General features: G+C 45.7%; 16 protein-coding genes. 11 read left to right on the plus strand and 5 right to left on the minus strand.

All coding sequences use genetic code 11. The features are described from left to right. The 3 genes from H595_RS0104995 to H595_RS0105005 form a co-directional block, all read right to left on the minus strand. Positions 1–266: transposase (locus H595_RS0104995; RefSeq protein WP_037053751.1), on the minus strand; the 266-nt coding region annotated here is incomplete at its 3' end. Then, on the minus strand, positions 248–1,204 hold the full coding sequence (locus H595_RS21635) for a DUF3369 domain-containing protein (RefSeq protein WP_084153471.1): 957 nt from the start codon (positions 1,202–1,204) through the stop codon (positions 248–250). The genes H595_RS21635 and H595_RS0104995, both read right to left, overlap by 19 nt. A gap of 22 nt (positions 1,205–1,226) precedes the next feature. Beyond that, positions 1,227–1,616 carry a DUF2721 domain-containing protein gene (locus H595_RS0105005; RefSeq protein WP_240474830.1) on the minus strand — a complete coding sequence of 130 codons (390 nt, stop codon included), beginning with the start codon at positions 1,614–1,616 and terminating at the stop codon, positions 1,227–1,229. Positions 1,617–1,829: 213 nt separating this feature from the next. Between H595_RS0105005 and H595_RS0105010 the strand changes: the two genes are divergently transcribed. From H595_RS0105010 to H595_RS0105020, 3 genes are read left to right on the plus strand one after another with little or no spacing between them, the layout of a single operon-like run. Beyond that, positions 1,830–3,200, plus strand: coding sequence for a coiled-coil domain-containing protein (locus H595_RS0105010; protein ID WP_027670215.1), 1,371 nt, complete (start codon positions 1,830–1,832; stop codon positions 3,198–3,200). A gap of 1 nt (position 3,201) precedes the next feature. Beyond that, the gene (locus tag H595_RS0105015) at positions 3,202–3,555 is read left to right on the plus strand and encodes a putative signal transducing protein (protein ID WP_027670216.1); all 354 of its coding nucleotides are present in this window, start codon (positions 3,202–3,204) and stop codon (positions 3,553–3,555) included. Continuing rightward, positions 3,536–4,150: a YjaG family protein gene (locus H595_RS0105020; protein ID WP_027670217.1), complete on the plus strand. Its 615-nt coding sequence runs from the start codon at positions 3,536–3,538 to the stop codon at positions 4,148–4,150. The genes H595_RS0105015 and H595_RS0105020 overlap by 20 nt, the downstream gene beginning before the upstream one ends. Positions 4,151–4,163: 13 nt before the next feature. On the opposite strand, the gene rsmD is transcribed toward H595_RS0105020, so the two are convergent. After that, positions 4,164–4,787, minus strand: coding sequence for a 16S rRNA (guanine(966)-N(2))-methyltransferase RsmD (gene rsmD, locus H595_RS0105025; RefSeq protein ID WP_027670218.1), 624 nt, complete (start codon positions 4,785–4,787; stop codon positions 4,164–4,166). An 82-nt stretch (positions 4,788–4,869) separates the two neighbouring features. On the opposite strand from rsmD, the gene ftsY reads away from it, so the two are divergent. From ftsY to rpoH, 4 genes are all read left to right on the plus strand, one after another. Beyond that, a complete protein-coding gene (ftsY, locus tag H595_RS0105030) occupies positions 4,870–6,159 on the plus strand; it encodes a signal recognition particle-docking protein FtsY (RefSeq protein ID WP_084153473.1) in 1,290 nt (429 codons plus the stop codon). Between the two features lie 2 nt (positions 6,160–6,161). Next, a complete protein-coding gene (gene ftsE / locus H595_RS0105035) occupies positions 6,162–6,848 on the plus strand; it encodes a cell division ATP-binding protein FtsE (RefSeq protein ID WP_027670220.1) in 687 nt (228 codons plus the stop codon). Then, positions 6,845–7,828 (plus strand): permease-like cell division protein FtsX, encoded by a 984-nt coding sequence (gene ftsX / locus H595_RS0105040; protein WP_027670221.1) that lies wholly within the window; start codon positions 6,845–6,847, stop codon positions 7,826–7,828. Before ftsE ends, ftsX begins: the two co-directional genes overlap by 4 nt. 123 nt (positions 7,829–7,951) lie before the next feature. Continuing rightward, entirely contained in the window at positions 7,952–8,803 is an 852-nt protein-coding gene (gene rpoH / locus H595_RS0105045; RefSeq protein WP_027670222.1) for an RNA polymerase sigma factor RpoH, read from the plus strand. Between the two features lie 66 nt (positions 8,804–8,869). Here the strand turns inward: rpoH and metJ are convergent, their stop codons facing one another. Then, positions 8,870–9,205 carry a met regulon transcriptional regulator MetJ gene (gene metJ / locus H595_RS0105050; protein WP_027670223.1) on the minus strand — a complete coding sequence of 112 codons (336 nt, stop codon included), beginning with the start codon at positions 9,203–9,205 and terminating at the stop codon, positions 8,870–8,872. Between the two features lie 181 nt (positions 9,206–9,386). Here metJ and metB point away from each other — a divergent pair, with 181 nt between their 5' ends. The 4 genes from metB (at position 9,387) to H595_RS0105070 (ending at position 17,101) form a co-directional block, all read left to right on the plus strand. Then, complete coding sequence (gene metB, locus H595_RS0105055; protein ID WP_027670224.1) at positions 9,387–10,652, plus strand: cystathionine gamma-synthase; 1,266 nt, start codon at positions 9,387–9,389, stop codon at positions 10,650–10,652. A 6-nt stretch (positions 10,653–10,658) separates the two neighbouring features. Further along, on the plus strand, positions 10,659–13,049 hold the full coding sequence (gene metL / locus H595_RS21640; RefSeq protein ID WP_051219736.1) for a bifunctional aspartate kinase/homoserine dehydrogenase II: 2,391 nt from the start codon (positions 10,659–10,661) through the stop codon (positions 13,047–13,049). 16 nt (positions 13,050–13,065) lie between these two features. After that, positions 13,066–13,965 (plus strand): methylenetetrahydrofolate reductase, encoded by a 900-nt coding sequence (gene metF / locus H595_RS0105065; RefSeq protein ID WP_027670225.1) that lies wholly within the window; start codon positions 13,066–13,068, stop codon positions 13,963–13,965. A 142-nt stretch (positions 13,966–14,107) separates the two neighbouring features. Continuing rightward, positions 14,108–17,101 (plus strand): ligand-binding sensor domain-containing diguanylate cyclase, encoded by a 2,994-nt coding sequence (locus H595_RS0105070; protein WP_084153474.1) that lies wholly within the window; start codon positions 14,108–14,110, stop codon positions 17,099–17,101. Positions 17,102–17,150: the final 49 nt, after the last annotated feature.

A 17,150-nucleotide genomic window follows, 5' to 3' on the forward strand; every position in this document is an offset into this window, starting at 1 on the left:
TCCCATTCTAAATCAGCCAATTGCCTTAACTCGGCGAATAGCTGCATCAGAATGCCTTTTTTAGACCACAAGTTAAAACGCCGGTAGATGGCGCTCCAATCTCCAAAAGTTTCTGGCACATCGCGCCATGGGCAACCGACCCGCATCCGGTACAAAATGCCTTCGAAAGTATTTCTGTGTTCCGGTTTGTCATAAATGCGGCCTGTTTTAAGCATCAATCTGATTAGCTTTGACCAGCACTCGTCTGTTAACATTGTCCTTGGCATGATGGGTTGTCATGGTTAGTTTTTGGCGAAAGTAATTGTACCAGCCCATCATGCTGTCTAATAATCCATCTCGAAAGATCAACAAGCCCTAGTTTACTGCCTTTACTGACGTATAAAAAATTTTCATTGCCATTGTGGGTGGTAAAATAGCCGATAAAACAGTCGTCAGCGTAATATGATTGCTTGTTTATTTGTACCTGACTAATTTTTTCAACAACGTCAGCAGGCAATTCATTGCTCTTCGATGGCGTGCTGCTAGCGATAACGTCAAGCAGTAAAGGTGTCTGCGGAGTACTGTTGATAGCGGCGCAGCAGTATATCTGCTCGCGCTCAAGTCCGAGCAAAAATGCCACCTGTGACAGAATTAACGAGGCGAACTCGCGTAACGATGTGCAGCGTAAAAAGCTGGTGGTGCAACCAATAATCTTTTCTAAGCCAATTTTGTGTTGTTCAATAAAACAAATATCGCGATAGGACCGTAAACCGGCATAAAGTAACGTTTTCAGTTTAATGGCAGTCACTTCAGTCTTATTTTTATAATCATTAATATCATAGTCACGAATCACATGCTCTTCGGGAGCTTCTCCTGGCTGTCCAGTGCGTAAAATAAGCCGCATTCGTTGATTTTTTAATTGTTGCCGAATGAATTTAATGAGCTCGAGGCCGGCATGCTGGGTTTCCATAACAACATCTATTATTGCCAGTGCGATGTCGGGATGTTGTTGTATAAGCTGCTGTGCCTCGTTAGCACTAAACGCATGTAATAGTTGTAACGGGCGATGTTCAAACTCAAAGTTGTTGAGCACCAGTGTGGTTATTTCATGAATGCTTTTGTCATCATCAACGATTAACACCTGCCAAGGCATAGCGTTATTGATAATAACTTCCGTCTCAGCATGTTGCGGCTCATCATTAAACAAAAACACATCGTTACTCATAGTGTTGTCCGCTACTTAGCACCTAACCGTTCTGCAATGATTCAAGTTCTATATTTATGGCATCACAGGATATTTGGATCTCATATAAAGAATAGAGCAGACTGATTAATAAGCTAATCAGGCTTACAACGAATAACAGTTGGCCAGCAACTTGCCATAACATAAACAAACAAAACATTGCAGCAGTACACAATACGAAACTTAGTACACCAAAGGCCTGCATGGTTTTAATTAGGACGATACGCTTACGCAAGTTTGATATTTGCCGTTTAGCCAAATGCCTTACACTGTCGCCTTCTCTTTGATTTAATTCACGAATTAACTGTGCCAGCACCAAGAAACGGTTGGTATATGCCAGCAATAACAGGGATATTGCCGGAAACAGCAATGCCGGTGTTGTCAGGTCCATCATGGTTAAGTTCCTGTAATGAAAAAATTAACGTTGAACAGCTAAAAGTGGTAATAGCGTTAGCTATCGCTGATAACTCATATTACACTAAGTCATGGCATAGTATGCTACGGCCTGAATTACTGCTAAAGTAGGGACGTTGGTGTACTAATGTGATTAAGGCGTGGCAGGTGCAAAATAGGTGCAACTGCTGCCGGAGTAAAGTGAGAGCCGATAATGAATGCAGTGAAAAAAAACAATAATAAAATCGAGCAGCAAGTTATTGCCGAACTGACCCAGACGGCCCAACAGCAGTTGGAAGCCAGTTTGGTAGATTTTTCCAGTCAGTTGTTAAATTTGCAGCAGCAACAATTACAGCAGTTTGCCTCTTCTGTAGTGGCTGATAGCCAAAAACAATGGCAGCAGCGTTTGATTGAGCAAGAACAGGCCTACCAAAAACTGTTTAAAGATTGGCAGCAAACAAAACAACAGCTCGATTTAGCGGTGCCCGTCGCCAGTACTGATAATCAAGAATTATCAAGGCTACGTCAGCAGCATAAAATCGTCACCGAAGAACTTGATAGCGCAAATGATAAGCTTGCGCAAGCGATGCAGCAACAGACTGAACATAAAAAACAGTACGCTGAACAAACGCAAAAACTTGAACAATTACAGCAGCAAATTAATCAGTTGCAAGATGCCGCAGGTAGTGGCAGTTTGGAAACTGAAGGTAAACTACAACAGTCGCAACAACAGTTGGACATGTCTCAGCAAGAACTCGAGCAGTCTCAGCAAGAGATAAGCCAATTACAACAACACATTAGTGAATTAAAGCAGCAATTAGCTACAGCACAAGCAGACGCTGAACAAGCTAAAGCGGCAGTGCACGAAATGAAGCTGATTGTTCAGCAAAGCAAAACAGAATTAAAGCTTGCGACTGAGCAGCAACAAAAACAAGTGCAACAAACCAATGAATTGCATTTCAAACATCAGCAGCAATTAGATGCTTTGCAACAGCAACTGGCTGAGCAAGCCGCTGCTTTCTCGGCAGAGCAACAACGCTTTAGCGAAGTAGAAGCTGCACAAGAAGAAAAATTGCAAGTTATTGCCCAGTTGCAGCAGGAAGTGCATAACGGCAAGAACACTGTTGAATTACAACAGCAAAAAATTGAACAACAGCAAACTGAGTTGGTCAGTGCAGCACATCAAACACAAGAATGGCAGCAACAGCTTACGGAATCGCAACAGCAATTGGCTGAGACTCAGCAGCAACTGCACACAATACAAGATGAAACCGGTGACTTAGACTCCGAACTGACAAAGTTGCAGGCAGATTACGTTAATTTGACCGAACAATATCAAATTAGCCAAGGTAAGCTGCAAAAATTAGAGGCTCAACTAGAGCACTCTCAAAATCGCCAGTTTGCAGCTGAACAGAAACAGCAGCAAGAAGCAGATAGTAGCCGTGAACTTATACGCACCCTTCGTACTGAGCTTCAAACCCAAAACGAAGCACATGACTTGCAAGTGCAGAGCATGGAAGAACGTATTATGGAGTTTAAACTTAAGTTTGAATATGCGCAGAAGCAGTTGAAGGTTACGAGCTAAATTGGAGCTGTTGCACCCGACTGACGTTACACAATGGCAGCGGGTGTATAAAGCTGCAAATAGTTTTGAAGCTGGTTTAGTTCAGGGCTTGCTGCAGCAGTCGGCAATATTGGTAACGATTAGTGGTGAATATCTCGCTGGTGCTGCCGGCGAGTTGCCGCTAAATGATATTGGCGTACAACTTTGGGTTCCACAGCAGCAATTTCCTGTCGCGCAGCGTATAATCACGCAGTATTTACAACAACTTCAGCATGAACCAGCGCAATGGCAGTGTGACTGCGGCGAGGTAAATTATCAGAGTTTTGATCTCTGCTGGTCATGTCTTCAGGACAAAGATGAAACAAAAAGCCAATAACTTTCAAAGTATGCGCGAGCTAAGTTTTTATCAGCAAGGCGCTATTGCAGCTGCATTGTTGGAGCGCATGCTCCCGAATTATCAGCTGTTTGCTGAGGTGACCCAAACTGGTGATGCAGCATTGCCGCGACATATATTAACCTTAGTGTGGGAATGGCTAACCGTTAAAAAAGCTAAAATTAACTTCGAGAAGCTTTCTGACGAACTTGACGCTATTACGCCTGAAATCAATAATTTTGACATCTTTGGTGTTTACCCTGCCGTAGACTGTGCAACGGCGCTGGATATGATGCTAAGCGGTATTGCCCAACAAGACAGCGGCGAGTTTATTAATGTCGCTAAAATTTCTCAGGCTACTGTTGCCCGATTGATTGAGCATGACAGCATCGATGATGACATTACAACTGAAGCCGAGCTTAAAAAAATTGTCCGTGAACATCCGCTAATGCAATACGAAATGGACTGCTTAGCGGAACTGATTGATTTAGTGACTCCGCTTAAACAGTTCGGTCGTGATGAACGTCAGCTGCTACAAAACTGGGTAAAAGAACAAGGGCTGACCAATCTGGGTATGGAAATTGACCCCACAGAGTAAGTCTTTTGAGGTATTAACCGCGCTGATATAAACGGTAAGCCAGTTGGCCGGCAATTTTTTCTTTTAACAGACGCCAATTTGCTGGTATGTCAGTAATAGCTAATTCTTTTTCTGTTTCCAGATAGATTAGTGCTTCACTTGTTAACCATTGATTGCTTTCTAGCAGCTTGCAACATGAAATTGCCAGATTTTTGCGAAATGGCGGGTCAATAAAGACGATGCTGTATTGTTGTGTTGCCGTGCCAGACAATACAGACAAGCAATCTTGATTAACGACATTGGCATTGTCACAACTGAGTTTTTGTAAGTTTTGCTCTAGGTGGCGCGCCAGCTTACTGTCGCGTTCAATAAGGCTGGCCTTACTGGCATGCCTTGATAAGGCTTCTATGGCAAGACTGCCACTGCCGGCAAAACAATCAAGCACTGTAGCACCATCGATATTATGCATAAGCCAATTAAACAGCGTTTCTTTCACTCTGTCTGTGGTGGGTCGCAAGCCGTCTGCGTTGAGTACCGCCAGTTTTCTACCGCGCCATTTACCGCTGATCACTCTTACTTCACCCGGCGCACCACTAACGGCTGGCGGGAGTTTTCGATCATTCGATCGATTTTTAGGGGGGCTTTTTACCTGTTTCATCTAATCCGTTTTGCCTTTAACGCAAAGGTGTTAGTATATCGGCCAAGTTTACCTTAGTTTTTATCTGCATACACTTACGCTTATGAGCAAAAAAAATAAACTGTTCTCTTGGTTGGGTTTTGGTAAAGATACTGACCCAGTTGATACTGCGATACCCGATACGAAAAAATCGAGTGTTGAACACGTTGAGCCAGCACTGGTTGATCCTGAATCTGTTGAAGCAGCGCAACCCGAGTTTAAGCCTGCTGAGCTACCAGAGCCAACACCAGAGCCTGATACAAAATCTGAGGCTGAACCGGCTTGTTTAGCAGATAGTGACGAGCCCGCAGATGAGCCGTCATTTAATACGGTGGATGATGCAGCTGCGTTTAAGCCAGTAACCACCAAGCAAGAATCGCCTCCTATAGAGGCTTTGGTACAACACAGTTCTGCAGAAATGCCGGTTAAGAAAGTCGGTTTTTTTGCACGCTTAAAGCAAGGATTGGCAAAAACAAGTCAGAACCTGGGGGCAGGTTTAGCTGGGTTGTTTAGCGGCCGAAAAATCGATGAGGAGCTGTATGAAGAGTTGGAAACTCAATTGTTATTGGCTGATGTGGGTGTTGATACCACACAACAGCTAATCCGGCAGTTAGAGCAGCATGCCGATCGTAAGGCTTTGAAAGATTCAGCTTTGTTGTTTGATAAGTTACAGCAAGATATGGCGACCTTATTGCAAGATGTTGAAAAGCCGTTGCAACCGGTTAATTCTAACGGGCCTTTTGTCATTTTAATGGTCGGTGTTAATGGCGTGGGTAAAACTACCACTATAGGTAAGATGGCGCAGCAGTTTAAACAGCAAGGCAAAACCGTTATGTTAGCCGCAGGTGACACCTTCCGTGCTGCTGCCGTTGAACAATTACAGGTATGGGGTGAACGCAATCAAATTCCAGTCATTGCACAACATACTGGAGCAGACAGTGCCTCTGTTATTTTTGATGCCTACCAGGCAGCAAAAGCGCGTAAAGCCGATGTACTTATTGCCGACACGGCAGGACGTTTACAAAACAAAACGCATTTAATGGAAGAGTTGAAGAAAATTGTGCGGGTGTTGCAAAAAATTGATGCTACGGCGCCACATGAAGTGATGCTAACACTGGATGCGGGAACTGGCCAAAATGCCATTAACCAAGCAAAAGTGTTTAATGACGCAGTGCCATTGACGGGGATCAGCCTGACGAAGTTGGATGGTACCGCCAAAGGCGGGGTGATTTTTGCCATCGCTAATCAATTCAAATTGCCATTACGATACATTGGTGTAGGTGAAGGCATAGACGATTTGCGTGTGTTTAATAGCAAGGATTTTATTCGCGCGTTGTTTAGCAAGGAAGAATAAGCATGCTTGAGTTTGATCAGGTCAGTAAAAGTTACCCTGGTGGTTTTGTCGCATTAGATCGGGTTAGCTTTAAACTGGAAAAAGGAGAAATGGCGTTTCTTACCGGACACTCCGGAGCAGGTAAAAGTACGCTGTTAAAACTGATTAGTCTGATTGAACGCCCCAGTGTAGGTCGTGTTCTTATTAATGATGTTGATTTGAGCCGTATTCGTCGACCGCATATACCCTTCGTGCGACGTGATATTGGCATAATCTTCCAAAACCATCGTCTACTCATGAATCATACGGTATTTGATAATGTGGCTCTGCCTTTGGTAATCGAAGGTTTTAGCGGTAAAGATATGGTTAAACGGGTGCATGCAGCACTGGATAAAGTAGGCCTGTTGGATAAGGTACGATGCCTGCCTTATACCTTGTCTGGCGGTGAACAGCAGCGGGTAGGTATAGCACGTGCTGTGGTAAATAAACCACCGCTGTTATTAGCCGATGAGCCTACGGGTAATCTTGACCCTGATTTGTCCAAAGATATTATGCGTGTGTTTGAAGCGTTTAATCAGGTTGGCGTGTCAGTGTTGGTCGCTACGCACGATCTGGGCTTAGTGGCCCGGAAAAAATACCGCACGCTTACTTTGAAGCAGGGAAGAATGATTAATGATGGCCTGCTGCATTTAGATGAGGCGCCGTTATGAGTATCTTATTTTCTGGCCGGGTTAGTAGTGGTGCGTCGGCGCATAAAGTGGGTATCGCGCGTCGCTTTATCATGTTTTGGGTTAATCATGTTCGCCAGGCGTTGTTTAGTTTGGGTGAATTATGGCGAACACCGTCAGCCTCAATACTGACTATTGGTGTACTGGGTGTCAGTTTAACACTACCGGCGACCCTGCATTTGTTAGTAAAAAATGTGCAGCAAATCAGCGACAGCTTCACACAGGCAGCTGAAATAAGCTTGTTTATCCGAGAGGGGACTAATGCTACTCAAATTAGTAGCCTGCAAAAAATTCTTCAGGCGGATAATGATATTGCCCAGGTTACCCATATTAGCCGGGAGCAAGCGCTGTCTGAATTTGCTCAGGTAAGTGGTTTTGGTGCTGCACTAAATTATTTAACCGATAATCCGTTGCCTGATGTGTTGTTGGTTTTACCCAAAAATACCCACGCTGACAGCGCCCGTCAGTTGCTTGCCAGATTATCAAAGGAACGCATAGTCGAATTTGGCAAGTTAGACATAGACTGGTTAACACGGCTTGACGCCATAGTCAGTTTATTGCGCCAGGCGGTATTGGTCATTGCCGTGTTGTTGCTCGGTGCGGTGTTGTTGATTATTGGTAACACCATTCGTTTGTCTATTATGAATAAAAAAGACGAAATTGAAGTGATGAAATTGGTTGGTGCAACGGATGCATTTATTCAAACACCTTTTCTGTACAGTGGTATTTGGTATGGCGTATTTGGAGGTTTGCTGGCTTTTTTAATTGTTGAAGCCATGCTGTGGTGGTTGCAAGGAGCGATTGTTAGTGTCACGTCATTGTATGAAAGCGAGTTTCATTTAATGGCGTTGAGTGTCACTGAATTCTTTAGTTTGATGCTGCTGGCTATGCTACTTGGCCTTAGTGGTTCCTATTTGTCGGTACGTCGCCATATTAGCGGCATCGAACCTACCGGTCCTTAATAGCAATTAATTATTACACCTGATTTTTTAGAATAAGCAGATCTATAACTTAGGAAACTAAAATTAGCACTCTCTGTCAAAGAGTGCTAATATCGACACAATTAGTTAAGACAGGATATAGAAATGAGCGATACAGCAGAAATGATCTCATTACCGGTAGCGGCCAGCAGTAGTCTGGAAGCTTATACTCATGCTGTCAGTTCCATTGCCATGCTTAGCGCAGATGAAGAGCGAAGTCTGGCTGAACGTTTACACCAGAATGGTGATTTAGAAGCTGCCCGGCAGTTGATTATGTCGCACTTGCGTTTTGTAGTGCACATTGCCCGCAGTTATTCCGGTTATGGTTTACCTGTTAGCGATTTAATCCAGGAAGGCAATATCGGCCTGATGAAAGCGGTAAAACGTTTTGATCCAAACGTAGGTGTTCGCTTAGTCTCATTTGCGGTGCATTGGATTAAAGCCGAGATCCATGAATATGTATTAAAAAACTGGCGTATTGTAAAAATTGCGACCACTAAAGCGCAGCGTAAGTTGTTTTTTAATCTGCGTAAAGCCAAAAAACACTTAGGCTGGTTTAATCAGGATGAAGTGAAAAATGTGGCAGAGTCATTAGGTGTTGCTGAGCATGAAGTACGTGAAATGGAAGCGCGTATGAGCAATTATGATATGCCATTTGACGCACCTGATGAGGACGATGAAGCGGCTTATACAGCGCCAGTTTACTACTTGGAAGACAAGGCCTCAGACTTGGCGCATCGCGTTGAGGAAGACCAGTGGGATAATGCGGCAGTTGACCGCTTACAAGCCGCGATGCGCACCTTGGACGACCGTAGTCAGGATATTATCCGCGCCCGTTGGTTAGACAACAACAAACTGACTTTACAAGAATTGGCAGATCGTTATTCAGTGTCTGCTGAGCGGGTACGTCAGTTAGAAAAAAATGCCATGAAAAAATTACAGTCGGCGATGAGTTAACGCTGGCTTAGTTTATAAGAATAATAAAAAACCGCCGAAAGGCGGTTTTTTATTACCAAAACAAACTTACTCTTCGTCGCTGTCTGCTTCGATGATCACCGGAATTGGTTTGCCCATACTGGTTAAGATCTGCCGAACCTCTGTTGGGATTTGATGCGGATTATCTTTACGCAAATCTTCATCAGCAGGCAGTGGCTGGCCGGTAAACGCATGCAGAAACGCTTCACATAGCAACTCACTGTTGGTGGCGTGTCGTAAATTATTGACCTGACGGCGTGTGCGTTCGTCTGTCAGTACTTTTAATACGTTTAGCGGAATAGATACGGTGATCTTTTTCACGAGTTCTGATTTTTTACCGTGTTCCGCGTACGGGTGAATATATTCCCCATTCCACTTAGCCATATGGTTACCTTGTATTAGTCATTATGTTGTGTTGCTCGCGCAAGTGGCGAAATTCTATCTTGTTATGCCGCTCAGTCAAATAGTGTGCAACAAATAATCATTATAGACGGCTAAATGGTTTGACATCTGTATTTCTATCACTATAATTTTAGACGTCTAAACATCTAAATGGGGTTTCATTATGTCAAAGCGTCATGCCGCGACGATCGCTGCGCGGGCAGGTATCGCTAAAGATCCTGCTTTTTCTGCAGTGACACCGCCACTGTATTTAACCTCAACCTATGAATTAACCGCGTTTAAACAACCTGGACAGTATGATTATTCGCGCTCAAATAATCCCACCCGTGACTTGTTGGCTGAAACCTTAGCTGAGCTAGAGGGCGGTGCCAAAGCGATAGTTACCAGTACGGGGATGTCAGCGTGTTTACTGGCGTTACAGTTATTAACGCCGGACGATACCTTAGTTATCCCTCATGATTGCTACGGCGGCAGTTACCGGCTGTTTACCAATTTAGCGCAGCGTAAAAAAGCGTTTAAGTTATTGGTGGTGAATTTTCAACAAGTGGGCTGGCAATCTCAGATCAGTGCTGTTAAGCCAAAAATGATTTGGTTGGAAACACCTTCCAACCCACTATTACAAATTACCGATGTGCGAGCGGTTTGTTCATTGGCAAGCAGTCTGCAAGCGTTAGTCGTGGTTGATAACACTTTCTTATCGCCGGTATTGCAACAGCCGCTGGCATTGGGAGCTGACATTGTCGTGCACTCGACGACTAAATATATTAATGGGCATAGTGACATTGTTGGCGGTGTGCTGGTGTGTAAAACGCAGCAATTAGGCGATGAATTAAAATGGTGGGCCAATTGTTTGGGGGTTACAGGCGCACCGTTTGACAGTTATATGACTTTGCGTGGCTTGCGCACGTTGGAGCCGCGGATCCGGTTGCAGCAAGACAACACCGCGCGGGTAGTCGAGTTTCTTACTAAACAACCTTTGGTTGCAAAAACATATTATCCCGGATTAGCTGACCATCCGGGTCATGCTATTGCGGTGGCACAACAAACTGGCTTTGGTGCAATGTGCAGTTTCGATCTAGCCGCCGATGCGGGACTGTTACCGGTGTTTTTCTCGGCGCTGAACATTTTTACCTTGGCACAGTCCTTAGGTGGTATTGAAAGTCTGATATGTCACCCCGGCTCAATGACGCATGCATCCATGGATGCTGAGGCACAGAAAACGGCGGGTATTGGACCCACATTGATTAGATTGTCGGTGGGAATAGAAAACGTCAATGACTTAATAACCGATCTGCAACAGGCGTTCAACGCGGTTAGTCAGGCAATCGCTCAGGGGGGGGATCAGCAAAATACCAGCCGCTCACAGCAGAAGAACGAACAACATCAGCAGCAGTTTCGGTTGAATCCGGCACTGGGCGCTTTTTGGTAAATTATTATGCAATTGCAACCCACTCAAAAACAGCGCCAGCTGGCACAGGTTCATAAGTTTGGCGGAAGTAGTTTGGCTACGGCTGAACGCTTTTCTGCCGTCGCAGACATTATTACTCAGCAAGATCAGACACAGCCAATCTGGGTGGTCGTGTCGGCTCCTGGTGATACCACTGATGCGCTACTTCACATTATTGCCAAGGCTGAGCATCCTGCAGCATGCAATAGCGCCGTTATGGCATTACAACAACAGCTTACGGCGTTAGTGAGTAACACTTTGGGGCCTGCAGCTGCGCAGCAGGTGTTGACGCAGTTACAACACTGGGTAGCAGAGATACCTGACGCGCTGGCGCAGCAGAAATTTAATGATGTATTGGCTATTGGTGAACGTTTATCAGCATTGCTTTTAAGTGAAGTGTTGAGGCAGCGTGCATTTTCGGCTCTAGCTATTGATGCCCGTGAATTTTTGCGAATCAAGCACTATCAGCCTGATTGGCCTACATCAGCTGAATTACTGACTGAACTTAGTCAAGCTGCAGCTATTTACATTGTAACTGGCTATATTGCGCGTGATGATAACGGCCATAGCATTACACTTGGCCGCAATGGCAGCGATTATTCAGCTACATTACTTGGTGCCTTAGTTAATGCCGCCTCAGTAACCATTTGGACAGATGTAAAAGCCATTTACAGTGCAGACCCGCGTAAAGTTAAACGCGCTGTACCTTATCAACATGTTAGCTGGTCGCAGGCGTGTCAGTTAGCTCAGTTAGGTAATCCAGTGTTGCATGCACGGACATTGTCACCACTAACTGGCACGAATACAGCCCTTGTTGTGCGCAGTAGCTATGAGCCGCAGTATGTTGGTTGCCGTGTGATGCAGCAAGACGCGCCTCAGCAGGGTTTTTTAACCGAGCTGTCAGATGTTACATTGTTAACATTGCATCAGGAGGCTGCTGTCTCTGCAGCTGAGCTGGCGTTGGATTTACAACAGCCGGTTGTTGCTTTACCACAACAGGGTGAAAACGTCAGTTGGTTACTGCCGACAGTGTGCGCAGAGCGTGCACTGGGCTACCTGGATGAATTAAACATTAACGCCGTATGGGATACCCAGCGTTACTATGCCTTGGCGTATCTAAAACCCTACAGTAATTTCAGCGTCAAAGTTGTTGAACCGCTATTACAATGGCAGGGAGTGTTGCACCGCTACGAAAATGCCCAACAGGTGATTTGGCTGTTAGCTGAACCTTTAGCTGCCGACGTATTAGAGGACGTGCATCATCGGTTGTTGCAAGCCAGGCCTGTGCTTAAAGTGATTGTTGCTGGTACGGGAAATGTCGGTGCAGAATTTCTTGCGATGTTAAGCGCTCAGCAACAACGTTTAGCCACCGTTGTACAGTTGGAATTGGTGGCAGTGCTGAATTCCCGACAGGCCGTGCTTGAACACAATATTGACATCGGCAACTGGTCTGATGCTCTGGCCAAAGGTAGTCGTTGGGACCATAAAATCTTGACGACGTACCTTAATGCATTACCCGGCGCTAAGGTATTAATTGATATTACACCTAGCCGCAGCTTTGCCACATTGTACCCAACGATGATTGCTGCAGGTTGCGACATTGTTAGTGCGAATAAACAGGGCGTTACGTTGCCGGGCGCTGAATATCAGCTTATCCGTCAGGCATTGGCAATGCATCAGCGACAATGGCTCAGTAATACCACCTGTGGTGCTGGCATACCGGTACAACGTACGTTACATGAGCTGTTGGACGCAGGCGACGAGATAATTGAAATCAGCGGCATATTTTCCGGCACCTTGTCTTGGTTGTTATGTCAGTTTGATGGCAGCACACGCTTTTCCGATTTCGTGTTGCAGGCACAAGCTGGAGGACTGACCGAACCAGATCCGCGAGATGACTTATCGGGGACTGACGTGCAGCGCAAGTTATTGGTACTGGCGCGCGAGTTGGGCCTGGCGCTTGAACTGGATGACATTGTGTTACAACCATTACTTCCTCAGGGGTTAGAGCAGGGTAGCTGGCAAGATTTTTGGTCACATCGCACGCAATTGGATGACGCAATGGCGCAGCAATATAGACAAGCAAAACAAGACGGTAAAGTGTTGCGCTATGTGGCAAGTTTGGCATTGCACAATGGTAAAGCTGTGGCAAAGGTGGCATTGGAACACGTGTGCACTGCGCACGCATTGGCTGCCATCGCACCTTGTGACAATGTATTTGTAATTCGTTCAAAGTGGTACAGCGATAATCCGCTAGTTTTGAAAGGACCCGGTGCGGGTCGTGTGGTGACGGCAGGCGGCTTACACGCTGATCTGGCCGTATTGATTAAGCAGTTGGTCGCGAAGGCATCGTTGCCTGCTGCAACAGCACTGACGTAACAGAAAGAGAATTACTATGGCATTCGCAAATGCACAATATTTAGACGCAATTAATCGCAATCTGCAGGATGTAGAGGGTAAAGTTAACGTCAGTTTTGAGTTCTTTCCACCGAAAACCGCTCAGATGGAGCAAACATTATGGCAATCGATTGAGCGGCTCGCACCATTGGCGCCGTCTTTCGTGTCGGTTACCTACGGCGCTAATTCAGGAGAGCGTGACCGCACGCATGACATCATCAAGTCAATTAAACAACGCACTGGGTTAATTGCTGCACCACATTTGACCTGTGTCGATGCCGCAAAAGAAGACTTAATCGCTATTGCAAAAGATTATTGGCAAAGCGGTATCCGGCATATCGTTGCACTGCGCGGCGATTTACCACCCGGGAGTCAGGAAAAACCCGATTTATATGCAGCGGACTTGGTAGAGATACTGCGTTCTGTTGCTGACTTCGATATTTCGGTCGCAGCCTATCCTGAGGTTCACCCTGAAGCGCCCAATGCCCAGTTTGATCTCCTTAATTTGAAACGAAAAGTAGATGCCGGTGCATCACGAGCCATAACCCAGTTTTTCTTTGATATTGAAAAGTTTCTGCGCTATCGCGATCGTTGTGCTGCGATAGGGATAGACGTTGACATCATTCCTGGTATTTTACCGGTCACCAACTTCCAGCAATTGCAGAAGTTCGCCGGTTTAACCAACGTCGCAGTACCGCAGTGGATGCACAAAGCCTATGCTGGGCTTGAAAATGACGCAACAACCCGCAATTTGGTTGGGGCAAACATCGCGATGGAGATGGTGAAAGTGTTAAGCAGAGAAGGTGTCGACCATTTTCACTTTTATACGCTAAACCGCAGTGAACTGAGTTATGCCATTTGTCACTTACTCGGGGTTCGTCCACAGGTGTCTACTTAGTCCCACAATGTTATCAGCCCGCTCATTGCCAGATTTTTGGGCGATAATTGACAGCTGAGCGGGTTGGCGCAGCGCATTATTTCGGGTAATCTGAGCAGTATTATTGCTTTAGCAATTGCTTAATCATCAGGGACGCGTTGCAATGTTTGAAGTATTGGATCGCAATTGTTTGTTTCAACAGTTACGCTTGTTACCAGATAAAAAACTGTTATTTGGCGTGTTGTTGGCCTGCCTGCTGTTCAACTGTAATGCTAGCACCTCCGCTACACCATTAAGTCATTATTTCCAAGAAAGTTGGACTACCAGAGATGGCTTACCCCACAACACCGTAAACAGTATTAGCCAAAGTGCCGATGGGTATTTGTGGCTGGCGACATGGGAGGGGGCAGCTCGTTTTAATGGCCGGGTATTCGAAGTTTTCGGCAGGGGTGCAACAACCGGTTTACCTGACTCCGGCATTCGAACTTTAGCTAAGGATTCGCAGGGAAATATAGTTCTCGCGGGTGCCAGAGGCGGTATTAGCAAGCAAACTGTCGACGGCTGGCACAATTGGCCAGCCTTTAGTGCGCTGATAAACGCTGTGGTAATTGAAGACGATGATGCGACTTTATGGTTAGCCAGCGAAGGCCAGGGATTATTTCAGCAACGGCCTGATGGCAGCCGCAAGCAATTTACCACCGAGCAAGGTCTGGGTAGTGATGTGGTACACAGTTTATTAAAAGATAAAACGGGTCGGCTGTGGATTGGTACCGGACGTGGTTTAGCCTGGTTAAAGCCTGACAAAGCCCCGTTGAAGATCCATAACGTTGAAGGCTTACCCGCTGTACCCGTATTTGCATTACGTCAATACGGCGATGATGTACTTATTGGTACTGAGCGTGGTTTGTTTATTTTTAGCCACGGAAAAGCACAGCTGTTATCTGCAGATTTAGCTAATTTGCCAGTGTCCGCAATTCTGGTACAAGACAAACACATTTGGATTGGTTCTACTGACCGTGGTTTATTGCGCTTTAGTGAGCGAGGTGTGGAAACATTAAGCATGACCGGTGGCTTGCCAAACAATCGTATCTTATCGTTGTACCTGGATAGGGAGAAAAGTCTTTGGGTCGGGACTAACGGAGGGCTATTTCGCCTGCGCGACGCTCCTTTTGTCACTTATACCGCAGAAAGTGGTTTGGCGGGTGATTATGTTCGTGCGGTGTTGGCGCATTCTGACGGTTCTGTATGGGTTGGCACTAGCCAAGGCTTGAGCCAAGGCAGTGAAACTGGATTTGAGACCATCAACTTAGCGCCCGCCAGTAGTGGGCAATCCATATTAAGTTTGGCTGAAGACAAAGATGGTGCGGTATGGGTGGGAACTTATACCGATGGTGCACTGCGCTACCATAACGGAGTGATAACAGATAAATACGATAGAGCAACGGGCCTGTTGGCAAATGAGGTCAGAGCCATTTTGCCCGATAACAAAGAGGGTATTTGGATAGGCACTGGCCAGGGATTAAATTTTATCGGCCCTGATGGAATACGTAGTTTCGGCAAAGCTGAAGGCTTACCCACTCCCTTTGTTATGGCGCTTTACCAACACCACGATGGCAGATTATTTATTGGTACAGGCGGTGGTGTTGCCATTATGCAAACTGAAGGCAGCATGACGGCCTTGGATTTTTCCAACTTGGATGGTGCAGAGTATGCGTTTGGTTTTGTTGCATCACCCGAAGACGATATTTTGTGGATGACAACAGATCGTGGACTGGTTGCATATGATTTGCAAAGCGGACAAACGCAAATAATAGGGCGTAAAGCTGGCTTACCGTTTGATAAAGTGTTTCAAACCGTGGTGGATAACGACCACAATCTGTGGCTAAGCAGTAATAGAGGTATCTTGCGGTTAGAGCGGACGCAAGTCATGCAGTTTCTTGCTGGCACGCGTGATACGGTTGACTATGAGCTATTTGGTGAAAGCGACGGCATGCAAAGTGCGCAGGCTAATGGCGGGTCGATGCAGGCAGCCACGATGGCTGCTGATGGCAGTGTGTTATTTGCGACATCAAAAGGGCTGAGTATCGTAAAACCTGCTGATTTAAATCGCTTTTCTATTAATACCCCGCCTGTGGTGATTGAGGGACTGCATGTTGATGGCGCGGCAACCGCCCTACAACAAGGGCTGCACTTGCCCGCGGGTACTGAACGATTGGAGCTCCAGTTTGCCGGGTTGGGCTATATTATGCCGCAGCGTATGCAGTACAGTACTCAACTTATTGGTTTTGATACTGACTGGGTAACACGAGGCAATAATGCCACGGCTGAGTATACGAATTTGCCCCCCGGTGAATATGATTTTTTAGTGCGGGCAGCATATCCACGCGGTGACTGGAGTGAAAATGTGGCGAGTTTCCGCTTTGTTATCTCACCGTATTATTGGCAGCGTCCTGGTTTTTGGTTAACTTTTATTGTTGTGACATTGTTATTAGCGGGTTTCACGTTACGTTGGCGTTTAACTGTGTTGCATCGACGGGAGCAAGAACTGCTAAGACAAGTTGCGGAGAAAACGCTTGAGCTGCAACAACAGACTGATTATCTGCGCGCAATAGACAAAGAACGCTCAACGCTGTTGGAACAGATAAAATCTCAGGCGCAAGAGTTTGAACTGCAAGCGCGTAGAGATGCGTTAACCGGATTGGCAAATCGCAGAGCATTTGATGAGTCGTTAGGGCGTGAATGTGCCAGAGCAAGACGAACAAAGATGCCGCTATGTTTAGTGCTACTGGATATTGATCACTTTAAACGGGTTAACGATACGTTTAGCCACAGTGTTGGAGACGAAATACTAAAAATGGTTGCGGACGTTATCCTTCGTCATTGTCGTGAAGCTGACACTGTCGCTCGTTGGGGGGGAGAAGAGTTTGCCCTTTTACTGCCTGATACTTCACTCAAAGCTGCAGTAGATATTTGTGAGCGTATTCGCCATGCGGTCATGAAAATTGACTGTTCTGCATTTTCCGAAGATTTGCATATTACTGCGAGTATGGGTATTGCCAGTTTTGCTGATGAAGAGCAGCATGAGAAATTACTGTCACGTTCAGATTCTGCATTATATCGAGCCAAGCAAGGCGGTCGTAACAGGGTGGCATCGTAGATTTAGCCAACCATGATATACTTTCTTTTGTATATAAATTCACAAAAAT

The sequence above is a fragment of the Rheinheimera baltica DSM 14885 genome (assembly GCF_000425345.1).
GTDB lineage: Bacteria > Pseudomonadota > Gammaproteobacteria > Enterobacterales > Alteromonadaceae > Alishewanella > Alishewanella baltica.

Bases quoted from the DNA above. Each gene is read 5' to 3' on its own strand.
- H595_RS21635 (WP_084153471.1), bottom strand. From the start codon at position 1,204: ATGAGTAACGATGTGTTTTTGTTTAATGATGAGCCGCAACATGCTGAG.
- H595_RS0105005 (WP_240474830.1), bottom strand. From the start codon at position 1,616: ATGATGGACCTGACAACACCGGCATTGCTGTTTCCGGCAATATCCCTG.
- H595_RS0105010 (WP_027670215.1), top strand. From the start codon at position 1,830: ATGAATGCAGTGAAAAAAAACAATAATAAAATCGAGCAGCAAGTTATT.
- H595_RS0105020 (WP_027670217.1), top strand. From the start codon at position 3,536: ATGAAACAAAAAGCCAATAACTTTCAAAGTATGCGCGAGCTAAGTTTT.
- rsmD (WP_027670218.1), bottom strand. From the start codon at position 4,787: ATGAAACAGGTAAAAAGCCCCCCTAAAAATCGATCGAATGATCGAAAA.
- ftsY (WP_084153473.1), top strand. From the start codon at position 4,870: ATGAGCAAAAAAAATAAACTGTTCTCTTGGTTGGGTTTTGGTAAAGAT.
- ftsE (WP_027670220.1), top strand. From the start codon at position 6,162: ATGCTTGAGTTTGATCAGGTCAGTAAAAGTTACCCTGGTGGTTTTGTC.
- ftsX (WP_027670221.1), top strand. From the start codon at position 6,845: ATGAGTATCTTATTTTCTGGCCGGGTTAGTAGTGGTGCGTCGGCGCAT.
- rpoH (WP_027670222.1), top strand. From the start codon at position 7,952: ATGAGCGATACAGCAGAAATGATCTCATTACCGGTAGCGGCCAGCAGT.
- metJ (WP_027670223.1), bottom strand. From the start codon at position 9,205: ATGGCTAAGTGGAATGGGGAATATATTCACCCGTACGCGGAACACGGT.
- metB (WP_027670224.1), top strand. From the start codon at position 9,387: ATGTCAAAGCGTCATGCCGCGACGATCGCTGCGCGGGCAGGTATCGCT.
- metL (WP_051219736.1), top strand. From the start codon at position 10,659: ATGCAATTGCAACCCACTCAAAAACAGCGCCAGCTGGCACAGGTTCAT.
- metF (WP_027670225.1), top strand. From the start codon at position 13,066: ATGGCATTCGCAAATGCACAATATTTAGACGCAATTAATCGCAATCTG.
- H595_RS0105070 (WP_084153474.1), top strand. From the start codon at position 14,108: ATGTTTGAAGTATTGGATCGCAATTGTTTGTTTCAACAGTTACGCTTG.